The sequence below is a fragment of the Anabaenopsis sp. NIES-4685 genome, from assembly GCF_059725405.1.
The window spans coordinates 3,428,391-3,449,029 of the sequence record NZ_AP043602.1 but is presented as its reverse complement, the minus strand read 5'-3'; the positions used below and the strand labels follow the sequence as shown (position 1 = coordinate 3,449,029).

Below are 20,639 nucleotides of genomic sequence, written 5' to 3'. Positions count from 1 at the left end.
CAATAGCTAAATTCTCTACTTCATGTTGTTAATTCCACACTGAACTCCTGATAAATACTTTGGGCTGTGTGCTGACTAGACAACAGTTGAATAATTTGTGAGCTGATCCAGATTAATCCTCAAAACTAAACAGTAGATACTGATCAGGCTCCCAAACCAAATACAACAATCAGGATTACACTGACGATATACTTGATCATTAAACAACTATTATTTTGCCATAGATTATACCTGAAAAAGTCTATCTAATTTTATTTTCACTCAAAAATTTTTGATGGCAGCCCGCATTTGGCGTAGACTAGCACCAATCGCTAAAAAATCGTCGTTTTTAGATAGGGCAACTACCGTAACCTCATCGCTAGAGTCGAGAATTCCGTTGTATATGAATATTGCTGTATTCAGTGTCTGGCGATCAACATTGGATATGGGCACACCCTGGAATTTGTTATCCTCCCTGCTCATGATTAAACCCTGGGAAAAATTCACCTGTTTACCCGGACTTTCAACTACTGCTGTCAACTTATGTAAAAATTTCTGATTTGATAAGGATACAAACAGTGCCGGTAAGGTGTTCATCAGCGCTGCTACCTGAGTATATTCAGCCCCAGTCAGAGCAATACTGGTACCGACCTGAACTTGAGATGGGTTGAACTCAGCTGCGGTAGCTACTGCTAAAAATGCCGATGCATTGGTAACTTGCCGAGATGTACCCTCTAGGAAAAATTGTGAGGGCTGATCATTAACTGATACCAATGTCACCATTGTGCGGACTTTATTATTAACTGTAGCCGTTGCTGCCGGAATTGACAAGGTTCTGGTTTCTCCTCTCACTGTAACACCTCCTCCACTGGCCACTTGAGCGGCTGTGGTTTGACCTAACTGAATTGGAGTCACTGGGGTAGTCGGGGGGACGTTGGGAGTTACCGTAACTGGGGTAGTCGGGGGGACGTTGGGAGTTACCGTAACTGGGGTAGTCGGGGGGACGTTGGGAGTTACTGTAACTGGGGTAGTCGGGGGGATGTTGGGAGTTACCGTAACTGGGGTAGTCGGGGGGATGTTGGGAGTTACCGTAACTGGGGTAGTCGGGGGGACGTTGGGAGTTACCGTAACTGGGGTAGTCGGGGGGACGTTGGGAGTTACCGTAACTGGGGTAGTCGGGGGGACGTTGGGAGTTACCGTAACTGGGGTAGTCGGGGGGATGTTGGGAGTTACCGTAACTGGGGTAGTCGGGGGGATGTTGGGAGTTACCGTAACTGGGGTAGTCGGGGGGACGTTGGGAGTTACCGTAACTGGGGTAGTCGGGGGGATGTTGGGAGTTACCGTAACTGGGGTAGTCGGGGGGACGTTGGGAGTTACCGTAACTGGGGTAGTCGGGGGGATGTTGGGAGTTACCGTAACTGTGGTAGTCGGGGGTCTCCCTGGCAGAGTTACCCCACTCAGAGAGCCGACGGGAACTGGCCGTTCAGGACAAAATCCGCACATATAGAGGTCAAACAATAACCCCATACGAAAGTAGCAGCAAACAAATTAAATCGTTTCATAACACCTCACACAAGTTAAGTTATATATGCAAATAGAAACTGATGTGATCCGCTAAGGTTCCTGTGACTAATATTGCTATTATTCCAGTGTTAATCCTGTTACAAGATTTCTGCCAAGGTATGCAGTATTTTTATTAACTCTACTCTTAATCAATCAGTTCCTGATTTCATAAATTTATTTTTTTTGAGAGAATAATGTTATATTGTTATGGTGGGCTTTTCTGTGTAGTAGATAGTTACCCGAAAATTGTTGTTAATGGTACTAGTAGTAGATATATGATTACAGTATGTTTCAACATAAAACTTAAACTAAAACCTATTTTGTTAACGACGGCAATTCAAAAATTATTATTTACACAGATAAATGATAGTCCGCTCTCTACTAGAACGGTTTTCATCCTATTTACCCACGATGCCAGATTCGATACTCTCCTGTTCATCTGAAGCCAAAACCCAGAGGTGGAAGATTTTATGATCTTATGGGTGGGTCTTAAGCGAGGATAAGGCTAATGTTATCAAGCTCAAGAAATGTAAAAAAAGTAACAAAAAAAATCATATCCTGATCTTAAGACAAGGCCAAGACAAGATATAGTTTAATTTATTTACTAAGTAAAATATCAGTTATTCTTCAGTGAAACAATCAAGTATAAGATAATTTCATATTATCTTCACATTCATATAGATATTACTGTATTTTTTTACCTAAAGAATATACAAGTATCAATGCTCTCCTTTGGATGAGGGATAGCTGGCTTGTTGATCTGCCATCTCCAGCCTGATTTATGAAGGATATAATCATATTTTTTAATAAAAATTCATACTTTGATTTAAGTTTCCATCCTGATAGATATAAGGAAATTTGAGTCGGTTAATTTAATTTAGTAGTCGGCGCTGGTTGCTACTATTCTTTTTTGCCCAGAGAAAAAGTATCTAAAGATACAGAATTTTAGGCTAACTAAATAGAAGATCAGTCAAATTTCTGGCTGAGTTGATGGAGGTTGATCGCAAAACCTACTTTCATTATGCCTAATCTTGTGGGAACAGAGGTACTAAATTTGTACTATTATCCATGCTTTATAGTGTTAATTTCACCTCAGATTTGCCAGTTGTGGCGATTGTGGGTTTCCAAACATGATGTTGAAGGATTAAAAATTCCGGTAAGGAGGTGAGAATTTTTGGTTAAGAATATGCTATTTCCCTAATACAATTATCAAAAATGTTTACAAGTGTACCAATAGTTTCCTAAACTCCTAGTTAGGTTATGTGCAATTTGTGCTTGATAAATCAATGTTTATTTTGGGCGTTAATGTGTAGCGCCTAAATGGTTTGTTGCATTCAAGTAGGGTGTCATTGAAACTCATGTACCAACAAAAATCGACAATTAAAAATAGGCGAGTATCTCCAAGAAAGTACGGTAAAAATACAGGCTTGACGTCCAAGTTAAAAAGATTTAACTTAGCTGTTAAGGGGCTTAGTCCCAGTTGGCAAGCCTGTTTACCCTTAGCTTGCTTGATTGTTTTGGGCTGGGGTTATGTAGCAGTTGCTCAAACGCCAGATGCAGGGATAACAGAAGTAGGAGAACTTAAGGTTGCTCTAGATACTCTTTGGGTGGCGATCGCCGCATTTTTAGTATTCTTTATGAATGCTGGTTTCGGGATGTTAGAAACTGGTTTTTGTCGCCAGAAAAATGCGGTTAACGTTCTAGCTAAGAACTTAATTGTATTTGCTCTAGCGAGTATTGCCTTTTGGGCAATTGGTTTTGGTATTATGTTTGGGGATGGTAATAGTTTCTTGGGAACCTCGGGGTTTTTCCTCTCAGGAGCAGATAACAGTCCTTTAACAAGCGACGCTTATAAAGGTGTGTTCAGTTCTCTGAGCTGGGCTGGGTGTACCTTTAGCAGCGAAGTTTTTATTTCAACTAGCCTTTGCGGGAACTGCGGCGACAATTGTTTCTGGTGCGGTAGCAGAGAGAATTAAATTTCTTGACTTCTTAATCTTCAGCCTCCTACTGGTAGGTATTGCTTACCCAATTACCGGACACTGGGTATGGGGTGGTGGTTGGCTAAGTCAATTTGGCTTCTGGGACTTTGCAGGTTCTACCGTCGTCCACTCCATGGGGGGTTGGGCGGCTTTAATGGGAGCTGCATTTCTCGGACCACGGATTGGTAAATATCAGGGTAGCGAAGTTTTGGCTTTACCGGGTCACAACATGAGCATTGCTACCCTAGGCTGTTTAATTCTCTGGTTGGGCTGGTTTGGTTTTAACCCCGGTTCCACCATGGCCGCTGATGGTAATGCGATCGCCCATATAGCTGTAACAACTAACATGGCTGCGGCTGCAGGTGCAATTGGTGCTACAGGTACAGCTTGGATTTACTTAGGTAAGCCCGACTTATCAATGATTATCAACGGTGTTTTAGCTGGATTGGTAGCAATTACAGCTTCTTGCGCCTACGTTGGTGTTCCAGCCGCGTTACTCATTGGTTTCATTGGGGGAGTAATTGTAGTTTTTGCAGTGACTCTATTCGATAAAATCCGTATTGATGACCCAGTGGGTGCTACCTCGGTTCACCTTGTTTGTGGTATCTGGGGAACCCTAGCAGTAGGTCTGTGGTCTGTAGGTCCTGGTATTTATTCCTGGTACGGTGAAGGTGCGGGGCCAGCAGCGGGTTTATTTGCTGGGGGTGGTTTAGGACAGTTCTTGATTCAACTGGTTGGTGTTGTGACTGTGGGTGGGATGACAGTTCTTCTGAGTAGCATCTTTTGGCTGACACTCAAAGCTACTTTAGGTATCCGGGTAACTCGTGAGGAAGAGTTAGAAGGTTTAGACATTGCCGAACACGGTATGGAAGCCTATACTGGATTCCTCAGAGAAACTACCCCTACGGGGTTTCCTGAAGGACACGGGTCACCTGAAATGTCAGGGGATAAATATTAAGATTGTGACTCATGACCCGTCTGAGAAGTGGCGGGTTTTTTTCAGCCCAATTTTGCACCTGTTGCCTCTGGGGATTTAAAATCACTATGGAAGGTCTGCCTAGAAAATCAATTATATTCTAGGGTTAGACATAATAAATAGTAGTGCGACTCGTTCTCTCGATCGGGAGCATATATGCTCAGGGATGAGAGGCAAGACTGGGTAAAGCCAGACTCTTGTAACTGTGTGTTCATGTGGGTGAGAATCCCACCCCCTAGGTGCAAGGGTGACAGCATCCTCCTTACGGTAGCGACTAGCCATCAATCCGTAAAGCAGGAGGAAAAGGCGTTCTTACTGGGAGCCTAACCTGGTATACGTTGAGCAAAGTACCCATGAGTAAGATTTCCTAAGATGCGTTTGAAGTGTCGTGAATTTTAACCAGCCAAATCAGGCTGACAGGCTGGAACCAAAAGGTAAAGGATAAGGAAACGGCTGCTTGCTATCAGACCGTTATGCACTCCCGATAAACCCGGCATATAGCATCACTCTAAAGGTACACAGAATGGACACATGGAACGAAGTAACCCCTTGTTAGCCCTTTTAGAAGGTCGAATCTAAAAGTAGGTGCTAACCGGATGCTGCAAGCGGGGAAGATTGAGTCAGAAGCGAACGCTTAGGGTAATGCCTAAGATATGCTGACAGATTCACGGTGATATGGATGATAAAGTCTCAAGTAGGAATTATGTCTAAAACGAGTGTAAAGACTACGGTAGAATGGAACACGATTAACTGGAAACAGTTAGAACGTCGTGTTTACAAAATCCAAAAACGAATTTATCAAGCCTGAGCCCGTGGTGATGTCAAGGTTGTTCGTGGACTCCAAAAGGTGCTGATGAAATCCTGGTCAGCCAAAGCTTTGGCAACACGTAGGGTAACTCAAGATAACCAAGGAAAGAAAACCGCCGGGGTTGATGGGGTGAAAGCTTTATCACCTAATGAAAGACTGGAATTGGTAGAAGAGTTAAAACTAGGGTCTAAACCCAGACCAACCAGAAGAGTTTGGATAGACAAACCTGGAAGGGATGAGAAAAGACCACTAGGAATACCCACAATGTATGATAGGGTACTACAGGCGCTTGTCAAACTGGCATTAGAGCCAGAATGGGAAGCAAAGTTTGAACCCAATTCATACGGATTTAGACCAGGGCGCTCATGTCATGATGCCATACAAGCAATATTCAATTCTATAAATGTCAAATCTAAGTTTGTTTTGGATGCCGATATTGCTAAATGTTTTGACAAGATTAATCATCAAGCATTGTTAAAGAAACTGAACACCTACCCTAAACTACGCCGTCAAATCAAAGAGTGGTTAAAAGCAGGTGTGGTCGATAGCAAAGTCCTATTTCCTACAGAAGAAGGCACACCCCAAGGCGGTGTAATATCCCCTCTACTGGCAAATGTAGCCTTACACGGTATGGAGGAAATTATTAAAGAGTATGCCTCGAAATTACCAGGTAAAGGCTCTAAAAGGGATAAGGCTAATGCAATATCAATCATTCGATATGCAGATGATTTTGTCATCTTGCATGAGAATCTGACAGTTATTGAACAATGCAGGGAAATCTTAGTTAAATGGCTAAATGAAATGGGATTGGAATTAAAACCTAGTAAGACCAGATTGGCTCATACCTTGTATGAACACCAATCAGAGAAACCAGGATTTGATTTTCTGGGATTCAACGTAAGACAATCCCCGGTTGGTAAATACAACTCAGGATTGAACACCCACAAGGAAATACTAGGGTTTAAAACCATCATCACCCCATCAAAGAAATCTGTTAAGAATCATTACAAAAAGGTTTCGGACACCATTAAAAGAAACTTACCAACACCACAATTGGGATTGATAAGTAAACTTAACCCTATAATCAAGGGATGGTGTAATTACTACTCATCGGTAGTAAGTAAAGAAATTTTCAACAATATCTCTAAACAGGTTTACCAACGTCTTTATAGGTGGGCAAAGCGCCGACACCCCAATAAATCTGGGAAATGGATAACCAATAAGTATTGGCATACAATCGGAGGTAATAACTGGGAATTTGCAGTAAAGATGGATGATAAGTTCATCAAACTGTTTAGACACCCAGAGACTCCCATAGTACGTCATATTAAGGTTAAAGGTAACGCCTCGCCATTTGACGGTGATTGGGTATATTGGAGTTCAAGAATGACAAACCATCCCGAAGCCAATAAAAGGGTAGCGACCCTACTTAAAAAGCAAAAGGGTAAATGTCCAGAATGTGGGCATTACTTTAGGGACGGTGATGTAATGGAAGTAGACCACATCTTACCCATCTCCAAAGGTGGAAAAGATGAACATAAGAACCTACAATTATTACACAGACATTGCCATGACAAGAAGACAGCCAGTGATGGAAGTCTTGTAGGTATTCATGACAAGAACCATATTGCTGAGGAGCCGTATGAGGTGAAAATCTCACGTACGGTTCTGAAGACGAGTCGGTCAGGTGACTGACCGGCTTAGTTTAATATTTAAGTTGCAAATCCAATGGATACAAAAGCTTTTAAACGAGCGCTCCAACATTCGGAAAATTATAATCGTAAGGGATTTGGTCACCAAGCCGAAGTCACTACCCAGCTACAATCTGAGTATCAAAGTGGTTTGATTCAGGAAATTCGCGATCGCAACTACATTTTGACACAAGGCGATGTGACTATCCGCCTCGCCCAAGCCTTTGGTTTTTGCTGGGGTGTAGAACGCGCTGTGGCCATGGCTTATGAAACCCGTCAGCATTTCCCCACTGAACCCATCTGGATTACTAATGAGATCATTCATAATCCCTCTGTGAATCAGCGCATGCAGGAAATGGGTATCAAATTTATTCCTGTAGAAGCTGGTCAAAAGGATTTTTCTGTGGTGGAAACTGGTGATGTGGTGATTCTACCAGCATTTGGAGCCAGCGTTCAAGAAATGCAAATTCTCCATGACCAAGGTTGTAAAATTGTTGATACAACTTGTCCTTGGGTATCGAAAGTTTGGAATACAGTTGAAAAGCACAAAAAAGTTAATTACACATCCATTATTCACGGTAAATATAAGCATGAGGAAACAGTTGCTACTAGTTCCTTTGCGGGCAAATATCTGATTGTGCTCAATTTACAACAAGCCCAGTATGTTGCAGATTACATTCTCCATGGTGGCGATCGCCAGGAATTTTTGCAAAAGTTTGCTAAAGCTTGTTCAGCAGGATTTGACCCTGACAGGGACTTAGAAAGAGTAGGTATTGCTAACCAAACCACCATGCTCAAAGATGAGACTGAGCAAATTGGTAAGCTGTTTGAGCGGACTATGATGCACAAGTATGGAACTATTGAGTTAAATCAGCATTTCCAAAGCTTTAATACTATCTGTGATGCTACCCAAGAGCGTCAAGATGCTATGTTGGAATTAGTACAACATAACCTAGATTTGATGCTAGTAATTGGTGGGTTTAATTCATCGAATACAGCCCAATTACAACAAATTGCCTCTGAAAAAGGTATTCCTTCCTACCACATTGATTGTGTGGAACGAATACAGTCAGCAGATGCTATTGAACATCGACGGTTAAACGGGGAATTAGCGATCGACCAAAGCTGGTTACCTGATGGTGAAATCGTTGTGGGAGTGACTTCTGGTGCTTCTACACCCGATAAAGTAGTAGAAGATGTGATTTCGCGGATTTTTACATTAAAAGCAATGGTATCAGCAGTTTAAGTAACTTCTACATAGCAGATACCCGACTGATCAAAGAAGTCGGGATCTATTCCCTTGAACTACTCATAACTTAGGTAAAATTTCGGGTAATAAAGATCCTGGAACCTTAGATAAACCGAGATTTTGCCCCTCTATGCCCAATTTATTGTGGAAAGCACGAATTGTTTTCACAATATAATTCAAGGTTGTCTGACGAGCCTCTGGTTGGTGAGCAAATCCATTTATAGCGTGCAAATGATGAGTTAATGCTGCCTCTAAGTGTTGTGAAATTGTGGATTGAGTACCAGTAAAATAATTATCCATAACCAGCTGATAATGAGCTAACCCCAAATTATTGTGAGCAGCAAACAAATCAAAACCTAAATTATTACCCCTAAGTGAAACAGCCAAAGCAATAGCTTCATCATAAGCTGCAATAGACAATTGTAATAAATTTTGTCGTGACTGTTTAGTTGTTTGAGCTAAGTTGGCTAAATGTCCAGTAAGCAGTGGCTAGATTATTTTGCGTCGCAGCACAAGCACTAGGAGCCTTAGCTGGAGTCCGGTATTTTAAAGCTTCGTGGTAGACATTAATAGCTAATTGCAGATTTTCTGCTGATTCTTCGTATTGTGCTAAATTCCAGTAGGCAGTACCGATATTATTCTGGATCATACCATACTTCAATGGTTCCTGCTCCGGGCTGTACTGAGCTAAAGCCTGAGTGTATAAAGCGATCGCTTTTTTAAAATTGACTACTGGTTGATTGTGTTGCGCTAAATGCCAATAAGCCGTACCTAAGTTATTTTGGCAAGCAGCATACTTTAACGATTCCATCGTGGGTGCACCATAACGCAGCGCTTCGCTGTAAGCTAATACTGCCTGTTGCCAATTCTCGCATGGGTTGGTAAGACGAGCTAAATCACTGTAGGCAGTACCGAGATTATTTTGTAGGCGTGTATGGGTTTCTGGTTTTTCTTGGGGGGATGTCAGCTTTAAAGCCAAATGATAAAATTCAATTGCCTGCTCTATATACGCTTTGCTATCACCTGATGGATGGGGGGTTCGGTATAGCATCCAATAGAGTGTACCCAGGTCATTTAAAATCTCTGGTGTTTGAGGTGATGTTTCATCATAGGCGATCGCCTCCTGATAGGCAAGAATTGCCACCATCAAATTTTCTGAACTTGATTTTCCCTGTTCAATGCGTAAGCGATATAAGTTTCCCAAATGATGATACAGTCGTGCCAATACCTCAACAGAGGCTTGTTGTGAGTGTAGTTCTTCAATTTCTAAAAGGATTTCTTGCAGTTGTTGGTGATCCTCTCCATTTTCACCAGGACTGGTGTTGATTGTTGTTATAATCAGTTGAATTAACTGCTTATTAATATGGGAGAATGAAAATTTCATCAGCTGGTTGCCTTGACTGGATTGATCACCAGATTTTTGTTGTTCCTTTCCAGCCCTGAATGATTTGGAGTTTTCCTTTTTACCTGGGTGATTCGTTGGTGATTCCACAGGGAAATCTAAATCATCCTCAAAATTTAATTCCTGGGCGGATGTACCGTAGGTTTCGGCTTCCATTACTGATTCATCCAGAACAGATTGGTTAATATCTTCTAAATCCCAATTTCTAGCACTGGAGGAACTTTCCGGAACAGCTTGACTTTGTGTACTTGGTGTTGGCTCTCCTGCAAACACAAACACACCAGTACGCCAACGCCAAAACTGTGGTGCTGATTCCTGAATAGCAGATAACCAAGGACGCGTTACCCACAGCAACAGACTCGTTTCTAAAAATAGACCAGGCTGTCGACTAGAATAATTCTCATCAGTTAAGCGCAGATAGTGTAAAAATAAGCGCTGTATCGCCACTGGTTGCTTGGTTAATTGTTCCACACCTACAATCTGAAACATAGGTATTGGTAGGGGTTTACCTGGTGTATCTTTTGATGTACTTACAATCGGTGGTGGGTAATTAGATAACCATTGATTAACATGATCTATAGGATTAGGATCATTGAGATTCAATCTTAAGGTGACTAATCGCGGATAAGCTGAAGTACTACTTTCATAACCATCTACAGGCTTATATAGGACCTGCCCAACTGGATAAGCTAAAGTAGAATGCAACCGTGCTGCTACTTGATTTCGTAGGTTGAGATTATCACTAACTGCTAAAAAAACTTGTCGTCTTAAACCAAGACTCAGGGCAATTTTTAGACGATTATAGACTTTTCGATTCCAAGTAAAATGATCGGAGTGTGTAATGTCATTCACGCTCATGGCGGCTAAAGAGCCAAAATATCGTAAACATAGATTTGACAGGATGTATTGCAGCAGACAGACAAAAATAAATTATGGCCTTTAATCTGCTCAGTATTTATCAAGGATTTGACTTTTTGTCAAATGTTTAGTATCTATTTATATTAATTCTACATAATGTATATGATTATAACAAATTATCACAAAAATTGACTCTACCAGGATTTAGTGTTATCTATATAGGGGGATTTTTACTTAATGTTCTCAGTATATAAGTATGGAATTAAAAGTGACCAACTCACATCACTAATGGACTGAGCTAGCCAAGGATTATAAAATTAAAGATTTTATAATGAAATTGAAAAAATCTTTTAGTTAACTGACATGAGAAACAGAGAAGGAAACAAAAATTAAACCAGCAACCAAAATGGCGGCGGCAATTCCTAAAATGATATAGGTACGCTTTTGCTCGTTTGTGGGAGGTTCTGCTTGGTAAACTTTTGGTTCATTGGCAAAATTATTCAAACGGCCGCCTTCTTCGTTGGTATAGGGCATAAATTAATTCCTAATGATGATCTTTTATTCGTTTTATGTTACATAAACGCTATATTCGGCTTTCCTATTAATATACAAATCGTTACATTAGGGGTTCAATATCATCCAGAACCCCCAATTCTGCATTGCCTATTCCCTATTCTCTAATTAGTAATTGTTCCGGTCAGAGGTGAGCTAGCACTAGCGTAGGTTTTCAGGGGCATTCTGCCAGCCAGATATGCTAAACGCCCGGCTACTGCTGCTAAATTCATGGCTTGGGCCATGGCTGGAGGGGTTTGGGAAAGAGCGATGGCACTATTAATTAATAAGGCATCTGCACCTAATTCCATAGCCTGGGCTGCTTCGGATGGTGAGCCAATGCCCGCATCTACCACTACTGGTATCCGGGCATTTTCAATGATAATTTGAATATTAGCAGTTGTTTTCAACCCTTGTCCCGAACCAATGGGAGACGCTAAAGGCATAACTGTAGCACAGCCAACATCTTCGAGGCGCTTGGCTAACATGGGATCAGCATTGATGTAGGGTAGTACAGCAAAACCTTCTTTTACTAGCTGTTCGGCCGCTTGTAGCGTGCCAATCGGGTCAGGAAGTAAATATTTAGGATCAGGAATGACTTCTAATTTCACAAAATTGTTATCTTCCTGTCCCAACAGTTTCGCCATTTCCCGCCCCAAACGAGCCACGCGAATGGCTTCCTCGGCAGTTTCACAACCAGCAGTATTAGGTAACATCCAAATTTTTGTCCAATCCAGGGCTTGGGCTAAACCCTCATGTCCAGGGGCTTGAGTTTGCACCCGTCTAACTGCCACAGTGACAATTTGACAACCACTAGCAAGAATACTTTGCTGCATTTCTTGAATGCTGCGATACTTACCCGTTCCTGTCATCAAGCGGGATTGAAAAGTTTTACCGGCGATGACCAGTGGTGAATCTGTAGAGCGGTAATTGGTCTGATCTTCAATAGGGAGCAGTGAATTGGGAGAATGACTGACCTGAGAGAAGTTAGCTGAGTGGGTAAACATGGGGGTAAAGGTAGATGACTGGCGATGAAAGCGCGAATAGTGGAAATTAGACAAGATCGGATCATATTTTTGCTGACATATCAAATCAGCAATTAATGCCGCGGTGATGGGTGCAAGCAGTATGCCATTACGATAATGACCTGTAGCCAAAGTTAAATTTTGACAGTGGCTACCACCTAAAATAGGTAACTCATCGGGTGTAGCGGGACGAAATCCCCACCAGAATTCCTGGATGGGATAATCTTGTAATTGGGGATACAGTCTAATGGCTTGTTGGAGTAAGGTTTGAATACCTGCGGGGGTGTTGTGGGGCGTAAAGCCCACATCTTCATTGGTTGCCCCAATGATTATAGAACGGTTTCGCCTCGGTACAATATAAATATTCTCTCCGAATAAAACCCGTGTTAGGGGCAATTCTGGGATAAATTCCGGTACTCCCACCCTCAGCATTTGCCCTTTGCGAGGGCGCACAGGTAATGGTAATAATTCAGACGACCATGCACCTGTAGCTAAAACATAATGGGCAGCACGAATTATCCCTGTATTTGTTCTTACGCCAATAACTTCACCCTGCTGTTGTAAAAATGCTTCGACTTTCACCTGGTCTTTGAGTTGAACACCAAGGGATTGGGCAGCTGTCCAGAGTACATTTGCCAAAGCACGATTATCAACTTGTCCGTCCTCAGGATACCACCAACCACCAACTACTTCTGCTGTTAATCCTGACTGATATTGGTGAATTGCTGCTTGATCTCGCCAGTATGGGGACTGATGGGTGGGTATTCCCAAAGCATCCACTTTTTCCACTTGTCCTTGATAAACTGGTGCTAATATCCCGCAAGGCCAGTAACCAGTATTTAAACCGGTTAATTGTTCGAGTTTATCAGTCCAGTCTGAATATAAGGCACGCGATCGCCGACACAACAAGCCCATTGCTTGATTGTCGATCTTTTCCGCATCTGGTGCTAACATCCCGGCTGCAGCCTGGGTAGATGCAGCCTGAAAATCACGGCAAAGCACGGTAACTGAGGCTCCGCGCAACTTCAATTCCACGGACAGGCTTAAGCCAATGGCACCGCCACCAATAATTAAAACGTCACTAGTCATTAGTCATTTATCATTAGCTATTTACAATTAGTACATAACTAATAACTCATAACTAAACCATCATACCCTCATCACCTTGAAAGACTATCCAGCTTTACCACAAAGCTCGAATCGGTCGCTGACTTGTTGTGGTAGGGGAAGAAGAAGTAGTAGCTGACTGGACACCGGTACTTCTGCTACTTGATAAAGTCTCAGAAGTTGAAGATGAATCATTACTTCTGGAAACGCTAGTCCTGGGAGGGGGAGAAAAACTATCCTGAGCAACCTCACCCCTGCTGGGAGTGGGTCTATCGTTGCTTGTGCTCCTGCTAGGAGAAGAGCTATTAACATTAATATTAGCAGGGAGTACCCTGGATGTTCTGCCATTCGGAACATCATTACCGGCGGTTTCTTGTCCACCTATGGGAAAGTTGATACCCAACAATGTACCAACCAAAATTGCCAAGCCTCCGCCCATGAGAATTATTGGAGTCCATCTACCCATCTTAATCTTTATCTCCTTTTTTAACCTAACCTTCTGGTGTCCATAGGATTTGAGGACTAAATAGAATAAGCTCGAATTTTGCGAATTTCACATCCCCCATTAGCTTATATTGACTTTTCTTAGGCAGTGCCGTTGTAGGAGAATGGAGAGGTGGGCTGCTGGCTTTGTCTGAAACCACTGGCAGTCGCTCCTAAATGGAAACCAAAAACATCACACTGCCAGTCTTTGAGGTCGGACACCTTACCTTCTACCTTGACCGCACAGTTACCACAAATGGGAATTCCTCCCCCAGTGATTACCTTAGTACCAGCATTGTAGAGGTGAATACTCTTGAGGAGCAAAATTCGACCTAATTGATCTACCCCAGTAGAACTCAATTGTCTTAGCTTGATAGTTTCAACCTTGGGCATACCTGAATTCCCAAATTTGCCTTTTGTTATATATTGACACATTGCTACTCATTGTCCCGCAACTTGCAGTTTTATGACCACAGACCCATCACCTCAACTTTGGCTATATGACACCACGCTAAGAGATGGCACTCAGCGCGAAGGTCTATCACTTTCTATAGAAGATAAAATACGCATTGCCCGTAGATTAGACCAGATGGGAGTTCCCTTCATCGAAGGTGGTTGGCCTGGCGCCAATCCCAAAGATGTTGAATTCTTCTGGCAACTGCGCGAATACCCGCTTAAAAAAGCAGAAATTGTGGCTTTTTGTTCCACACGCCGCCCTCATAGTACCGCTAAAACTGAAAGCCTGCTGCAACCAATTCTGAATGCCGGGACTCGTTGGGTGACAGTTTTTGGTAAATCTTGGGATTTACACGTTACAGCCGGTCTCAACACGACTTTAGCAGAAAACCTAGCCATGATTCGTGATACTATCGAGTATCTTTGTTCTCAAGGGCGACGCGTCATTTATGATGCAGAACACTGGTTTGATGGCTACAAGCACAATCAAGATTATGCCTTACAGACATTAGAAACCGCGATCGCATCGGGCGCCCAATGGCTAGTTCTGTGTGATACCAATGGCGGTACTTTACCCCACGAAATTAGTCAAATTGTCACATCAGTTATCAGTCATTTGTCATTAGCCGCTAATCAACAACCAATCCCCCTTGGCATCCACACTCATAATGATTCCGGTACAGCAGTAGCTAACGCCCTAGCCGCCGTCATGGCAGGCGCAAAAATGGTACAAGGAACAATTAACGGCTACGGCGAACGCTGTGGTAATGCTAACCTGTGCGAATTAATTCCCAATCTACAACTCAAGCTTGGTTATAGCTGTATCTCAGAACACCAGCTAAATCAACTTACAGAAACAAGTCGTTTTGTGAGTGAGGTGGTCAACCTTGCCCCCGATGAACACGCGCCCTTTGTGGGAAGTTCAGCCTTTGCACACAAAGGTGACATCCACGTGTCAGCCGTAGAACGTAATCCCCTGACTTACGAACACATTCAACCAGAACAAGTTGGTAACCGTCGCCGCATAGTAATTTCCGAACAATCTGGGTTGAGTAATGTGTTAGCCAAAGCTCGTACTTTTGGCATTGAACTAGATAAAGACCAACCAGCCGCTCGACAAATTCTGCAACGCCTCAAGGAATTAGAAAGTCAAGGATACCAATTTGAAGCAGCAGAGGCGAGTTTTGCACTGTTGATGTACGAGGCCTTGGGTAATCGTCAGCAGTTCTTTGAGGTCAAAGGCTTTCAAGTACATTGTGATTTAGTTGAAGGTAAAGAAACTAACAATGCCCTAGCGACTGTAAAAATAGCTGTGAACGGGGAAAACATTTTGGAAGCAGCAGAAGGAAACGGACGAGTAGCCGCGTTGGATACGGCTTTACGCAAAGCCTTGGTCAACTTTTATCCCCAAGTTGCCACCTTTGAACTAACCGATTATAAAGTCAGGATTCTCAACGGACATACAGGTACTACAGCTAAAACACGTGTATTAGTAGAATCAGGCACTGGTTATGAACGCTGGACTACTATAGGAGTTTCACCTAACATTTTGGCAGCATCCTATCAAGCAGTGGTAGAGGGATTGGAATATGGTTTGTTGTTACATCAGGTCCAACTTAACCTTGAAAACTTGTAAATGAACGGAAATAATCATTATTACCCATTCCATCCCATTTTCTAGATAACTTCGTTATTTAGAATGGGATAATTCATCGCGTAGTCAGCACAGAAAACAAGAATGAACTACCCACAGTTCGTTTTTAGCAAAACTTTCTGTAGATTTTTGTCGCTTCTTTGCCCCTACTGGCCGCATCGCTCCGGCAAGCTTATGCTTACTGGTAGATGCGGTAGAGATAGACGACTCTGCGACTACGAAGCCAGTTCCTGACTCCGGTAGAATTCCTTTTGCCCAGTAAAGCATTACTTGTGCAGCGGCAATGTCGCGGTCTTGTATATAACCACAAATAGCACAATTATGCACCCTCATGCGCCTAACAAGTAATTGGAACTTACTCAAATCCCCTCTGCACTCTCTGAACTACGTTCAGATACATTTGAGAGGTTTTCGTAACTTGATATCGTAGGATTATATCTCAAGTGGGCGATTTTCTTAACTCACTTATGTCAATGCTTGTCAATATAAGTATAGTTTTGTCTATAAAATAGTCAGATGAGGACTAGCTCAAAACTTATCAAACATCCTCTAAGATGAGTAAGCGGGGGAATCAAAACTTTATCCCCATTCCCACAGGGCGACTAATTGAACGCCTTAAACAACTTTGTCTAGAATATGGGATAAAATTAACAGTTACTGAGGAAGCGTATACATCAAAAGCGTCTTACCTGGATGGCGATCGCCTCTACAAACATGGTGAAAAACCCAACGGATGGAAACCGTCAGGTCAAAGGGTAAAACAGGGATTGTACAAAACTTCTACGGGGATACTGGTAAACGCTGACTGTAACGGTGCCGCAAATATCTTAACAAAAGTAGCCACACAGCTAGGTGTTAGCCTAGCCAAGGTGGGTAGGGGAGCCTTGACACTCCCAAGACGAGTTGATTTATTTAAGGGATTAAGTAAATCATATCGTAAACGTTGCGTAGCAAGGCTTGGGCCTGCGTAGCAACATCGGTTTAGAATCCCCTGTGTTTCAACCAGGGGGAGATGTCAACACCAGATGTCAGCAAACAATGATCACAGAAATACTTTATTTAGAAATTCCCACACCCGAAAGCACCCCTGTACTAACTTGGCTGCAAACTGACTTTGAACCAGGTTTTGGGGAAAAATTGCTCACCCCCGATGGTTTTCGCTTGAAAATACTCACAATCAACAAAAATCCACCAGGGGAAGATACAAAAAAAATACCGCCCGAACTTTCTGTATTCCTCTGGTCAGTACAGCGAACCACTTATCTCAAAGTGTTTCGTTGGGCAAATCAGCCGCCCTATGGACTTTCAATCAGAGAAAAAGAAATTGTGCAACGTCTGACTAATCAAATGCGGGAAAAATTTCCGCATAAATATCCTGAACCTCCGGGTATTGATGCCCAAACATCGATTTTTGAGGCACTAGCAACCTCTTACCCCCTCACAGTTAAATATTTTCAGCGCATGCCCAATGGCGAATATGATCTCAATCGTGCCTATTGGTGGGAGCAAAAATGGCGGGAAGGAGTACGTAATCCTCAAAAACCCCGACAGGTAGTTTTTAGCGGCTCGCCAGAGTCGCAGGGCGTGACATCTTCCTCCTCCCCTATGTATGACTTAATCTACATCGGTGGCGCATTAGGCGTAATTCATGCCGCTGTCATGGCCAAATTAGGATATAAAGTCTTGCTGGTGGAACGTTTGCCTTTTGGGCGGATGAATCGAGAATGGAATATTTCTCGTGATGAACTTGAAAGCTTAATTCATTTGGGTTTACTAACACCTAGCGAGTTAGAAACTTTAATTGTCCGAGAATACAAAGACGGATTCAATAAATTTTTTGATGGCAATAATCCCCCAAAATTGCGATCGCCCATCTTGCATACACCCACAGTATTAAATATAGCGCTAGACTCCGATAGATTACTGCAAATGTGTGGGCACAAACTACGAGACGCTGGCGGTGAAATCTGGGATGAAACAGAGTTCATACGTGCCGATATCAACTCAACCCAAGTTGTGATTACACTCAAGGATTTACCTAGTCAAAATCAGCAGCAAGTCAGCGGGCGATTATTAATTGATGCCATGGGAACCGCATCCCCCATCGCTTGGCAATTAAATGGCGGTCGTGCTTTTGACAGTGTATGTCCGACAGTGGGAGCAGTCATCTCCGGGGGATTTGACCCAGGGGTTTGGGATTCCCAATATGGTGATGTACTTTACAGCCATGGAGATATTTCTAGGGGAAGACAGTTAATCTGGGAATTATTTCCGGGATCTGGCGACGAATTGACAATTTATTTATTTCATTACCATGAAGTCAATGAATCTAACCCTGGTTCCTTGCTGGAAATGTATGAAGACTTTTTCACTATCTTGCCAGAGTATCGGCGCTGTGACCTAGATAAACTAGAGTGGAAAAAGCCGACATTTGGATATATACCTGGACATTTTAGTATAGGAAGTAGCGATCGCACCATCGCCTTTGATCGATTAATTGCTATTGGTGATGCCGCATCCCTCCAGTCTCCTCTGGTGTTCACGGGTTTTGGGTCCTTAATTCGCAACTTAAACCGTTTAACAACACTTTTAGATACAGCCCTCAAGCATGACCTGCTCAGTTTCCGCCATTTAAACAGAATTCGCGCCTACCAAAGTAATGTTGCCGTAACTTGGCTATTTTCTAAAGGAATGATGGTTCCCACGGGGAAATTTTTGCCCCCCCAACGGATTAACTCCATGCTGAATACCTTCTTTGGTCTGTTAGCAGATGAACCACCAGAAATAGCAGATAATTTCATTAAAGATAAATGTGATTGGTGGACTTTCAACCGACTAGCACTCAAAGCAGCTCGCAAAAATCCAGCCATGCTGTTATGGATTTGGCAACTAGCTGGATTCAAAGATCTAGTCCGCTGGATGGGTAATTATTTTAATTTTGGTCTTCATTCCTTAGTCAGTACTTTACTGAGTGGATGGTTCCCGCACTTCTTGCTGCAAACTCAACCCTGGCTGGAATCACGCCATCCTGCACTATGGTTCCGGCTCTTGGCGATTAACTACGCCATCGCTGCTGGTAAAAAAGGAACAAAAAATCAGTTAGCACTGAATAATTCAGATGCCATTATTCCAAAATCAGAAGCAAAAATTCTGTAGCTTGGGTGGCAAAGCGATGTAACCCTGGGTAAAGCCAATTCACAAATCTGATTTGGCTCTATTAGTGATAGTTGTTATCTTGACGATTTTTCGATAAATTCGGTAGTTCTACTGATAATAAAGACCTGCGCACTTTTGGATCGCGCTGGCGATTAACCAGGGGTGATGGTGATTTAGCATCGTTGGCGTAATCTCCAAAATCATTTGAGGTGGAATCGGGTTTATACAATCGTGAGTTTTCTAACAAATATTTTTCCCATTCTATGGGTTGCCTAGGGGAGCTATCAGGCAAAGTGTAGGACTCTGGGGAATGTTCTTCTGTTGGAAGTATTTCCAATTGCTGATTGTCCTTTGTGGGATACTGGGGGCTCTCACTTTCCCCGGTTGTGTCCATACTCTCCCAGATAGGTGCCACCGTTTCATTGCTGTCTACATTCATCTCAGCAGAGGCCAGTGAGGCAGATTTTGGCTCACTAGTAAAAAACAATTGGATTAGAGTATCCAATTGAGTATCTAGCTTTGATGAATCTACAGATGAAATACTTTCTGATGTACTCGCAGAGTCTTCCAGTGGAGCAGATGGTTGTGTGGGCGCTGGTTCTTCTAGAGAGGGAGCAGGCCTGTCTTGCTGAATTGATGGAGAATTATCACTCCTAGATGGAGGTGAGGCAGATAGATTGCTGCAGGGGTCTATAGATTGATTCCCAGAAGAATCAAATTGGTCTGTGAAAGATTCTGATTCTGCTGACCAGGGTCGAATAGGTTGGACATTAGGCAACAAAGACCGAGCCTTTCGGGAAAATCTCGTTTGGTGGTTGGCTGTATAGTCTGAGGAATCATTAACCACCGGTGTCTCTAGGCATTTTTCGAGAGCGGCTTTGAATTGCAGGGTCTGGCGTTGTTGTCGCATGAGCCTACTATGTAGCTCTCGACAAGCATTTTCCGATTGTAATACCTGTTGAGACTGTTCGTTATAGTTAGTTTGCAGCAGCGCACATTCTCGCTCTAATTTAGCCAGGCGTTGTTGGCTAATGTGTAATTCTGCCTTATAAGTTTCAATATAGTTTTCTTGGCGTTGAATGGTTTGTACAGCCGTTTCTAACTCTTGGAATAGAGATTTAATTTGTTGTTGAGCCGCGGCCAGTTCTTGCGTGTGTTGGTTCAACATTGACTCGGCGACACTAGAACGCCTTTTCTGCCACTGCAAAGCCTTTTCTGATTCAGCCAGCTGATCTTTGAGATGCTCTAGCTGCTGATACAAGTCATTATTTGCCCCTCGCAATTCTTCATTCAAGGCCTGTAGAGAAATTGTATGCAACTGCTCTACATTTTCACTATCCACAAGTATTTCTTGTTGACTGTTAGGCGTCTCCACCCAGTTTGATGGGTTTTTAATTGTCTGGGAGTCAGGAGTGTGTACTTCTGGCTCTGCTTCTACCGCAGGTGTGAGGATCTGCAATTGTGTATTTGCCATATTGTCAGGAGGTACAATGGAGTAAAATGGACAGATTAGCCGTTATGGCTACGCCACGCCAGCTATCGGTTGTCGCGAATTATCAAAATTTAGGGATTCCATTCCAGCTATGACCAATTCCTTCAGGGTTAGGGTTCCTAGGGTCTAGTCCACGCAAGCTATCAGGCAGGGGTGAGTGACAACATTACCCTATGGCTAGGCCACAAAAGCTATTAGAATCACGGCAG

13 protein-coding genes and 2 pseudogenes are annotated in these 20,639 nt (G+C 42.8%); 7 read left to right on the top strand and 8 right to left on the bottom strand.

Annotated elements, in window-relative coordinates; genetic code table 11:
- Window positions 1–261: 261 nt before the first annotated feature.
- Complete coding sequence (locus tag AC6IZ0_RS14750; protein WP_497723606.1) at window positions 262–894, bottom strand: hypothetical protein; 633 nt, start codon at window positions 892–894, stop codon at window positions 262–264.
- Between the two features lie 19 nt (window positions 895–913).
- On the opposite strand from AC6IZ0_RS14750, the gene AC6IZ0_RS14745 reads away from it, so the two are divergent.
- The 4 genes and pseudogenes from AC6IZ0_RS14745 to AC6IZ0_RS14730 all read left to right on the top strand — a co-directional run bounded on the left by AC6IZ0_RS14745 (window position 914) and on the right by AC6IZ0_RS14730 (window position 8,242).
- Entirely contained in the window at window positions 914–1,486 is a 573-nt protein-coding gene (locus AC6IZ0_RS14745; RefSeq protein ID WP_497723605.1) for a hypothetical protein, read from the top strand.
- Window positions 1,487–2,900: 1,414 nt separating this feature from the next.
- Window positions 2,901–4,479, top strand: a pseudogene (locus AC6IZ0_RS14740) (ammonium transporter).
- Window positions 4,480–5,350: 871 nt separating this feature from the next.
- Window positions 5,351–7,000, top strand: a complete 1,650-nt coding sequence (gene ltrA / locus AC6IZ0_RS14735) for a group II intron reverse transcriptase/maturase (protein WP_497722976.1) — start codon at window positions 5,351–5,353, stop codon at window positions 6,998–7,000.
- A 33-nt stretch (window positions 7,001–7,033) separates the two neighbouring features.
- Window positions 7,034–8,242: a 4-hydroxy-3-methylbut-2-enyl diphosphate reductase gene (locus AC6IZ0_RS14730; protein WP_271731710.1), complete on the top strand. Its 1,209-nt coding sequence runs from the start codon at window positions 7,034–7,036 to the stop codon at window positions 8,240–8,242.
- A gap of 63 nt (window positions 8,243–8,305) precedes the next feature.
- Here the strand turns inward: AC6IZ0_RS14730 and AC6IZ0_RS14725 are convergent.
- From AC6IZ0_RS14725 to AC6IZ0_RS14705, 5 genes and pseudogenes are all read right to left on the bottom strand, one after another.
- Window positions 8,306–10,505: pseudogene (locus AC6IZ0_RS14725) on the bottom strand (tetratricopeptide repeat protein).
- A 354-nt stretch (window positions 10,506–10,859) separates the two neighbouring features.
- Window positions 10,860–11,039, bottom strand: coding sequence for a photosystem II assembly protein Psb34 (gene psb34 / locus AC6IZ0_RS14720; protein ID WP_497723603.1), 180 nt, complete (start codon window positions 11,037–11,039; stop codon window positions 10,860–10,862).
- 143 nt (window positions 11,040–11,182) lie between these two features.
- Window positions 11,183–13,171, bottom strand: coding sequence for a glycine oxidase ThiO (thiO, locus tag AC6IZ0_RS14715; RefSeq protein WP_497723602.1), 1,989 nt, complete (start codon window positions 13,169–13,171; stop codon window positions 11,183–11,185).
- Between the two features lie 84 nt (window positions 13,172–13,255).
- On the bottom strand, window positions 13,256–13,501 hold the full coding sequence (locus AC6IZ0_RS14710; protein ID WP_497723600.1) for a hypothetical protein: 246 nt from the start codon (window positions 13,499–13,501) through the stop codon (window positions 13,256–13,258).
- Between the two features lie 273 nt (window positions 13,502–13,774).
- Complete coding sequence (locus AC6IZ0_RS14705) at window positions 13,775–14,065, bottom strand: hypothetical protein (RefSeq protein ID WP_271730639.1); 291 nt, start codon at window positions 14,063–14,065, stop codon at window positions 13,775–13,777.
- Between the two features lie 73 nt (window positions 14,066–14,138).
- On the opposite strand from AC6IZ0_RS14705, the gene cimA reads away from it, so the two are divergent.
- The gene (cimA, locus tag AC6IZ0_RS14700) at window positions 14,139–15,764 is read left to right on the top strand and encodes a citramalate synthase (RefSeq protein ID WP_497723599.1); all 1,626 of its coding nucleotides are present in this window, start codon (window positions 14,139–14,141) and stop codon (window positions 15,762–15,764) included.
- 84 nt (window positions 15,765–15,848) lie between these two features.
- Here cimA and AC6IZ0_RS14695 read toward each other — a convergent pair whose 3' ends face one another.
- A complete protein-coding gene (locus tag AC6IZ0_RS14695; RefSeq protein ID WP_280805614.1) occupies window positions 15,849–16,145 on the bottom strand; it encodes a hypothetical protein in 297 nt (98 codons plus the stop codon).
- 191 nt (window positions 16,146–16,336) lie between these two features.
- Between AC6IZ0_RS14695 and AC6IZ0_RS14690 the strand changes: the two genes are divergently transcribed.
- Both AC6IZ0_RS14690 and AC6IZ0_RS14685 read left to right on the top strand, forming a co-directional pair.
- Window positions 16,337–16,753, top strand: coding sequence for a zinc ribbon domain-containing protein (locus AC6IZ0_RS14690; protein ID WP_271730634.1), 417 nt, complete (start codon window positions 16,337–16,339; stop codon window positions 16,751–16,753).
- A 70-nt stretch (window positions 16,754–16,823) separates the two neighbouring features.
- Window positions 16,824–18,938, top strand: a complete 2,115-nt coding sequence (locus tag AC6IZ0_RS14685; protein ID WP_497726069.1) for an NAD(P)/FAD-dependent oxidoreductase — start codon at window positions 16,824–16,826, stop codon at window positions 18,936–18,938.
- A 61-nt stretch (window positions 18,939–18,999) separates the two neighbouring features.
- On the opposite strand, the gene AC6IZ0_RS14680 is transcribed toward AC6IZ0_RS14685, so the two are convergent.
- Window positions 19,000–20,412, bottom strand: coding sequence for a hypothetical protein (locus tag AC6IZ0_RS14680; protein ID WP_497723597.1), 1,413 nt, complete (start codon window positions 20,410–20,412; stop codon window positions 19,000–19,002).
- Window positions 20,413–20,639 lie beyond the last annotated feature (227 nt).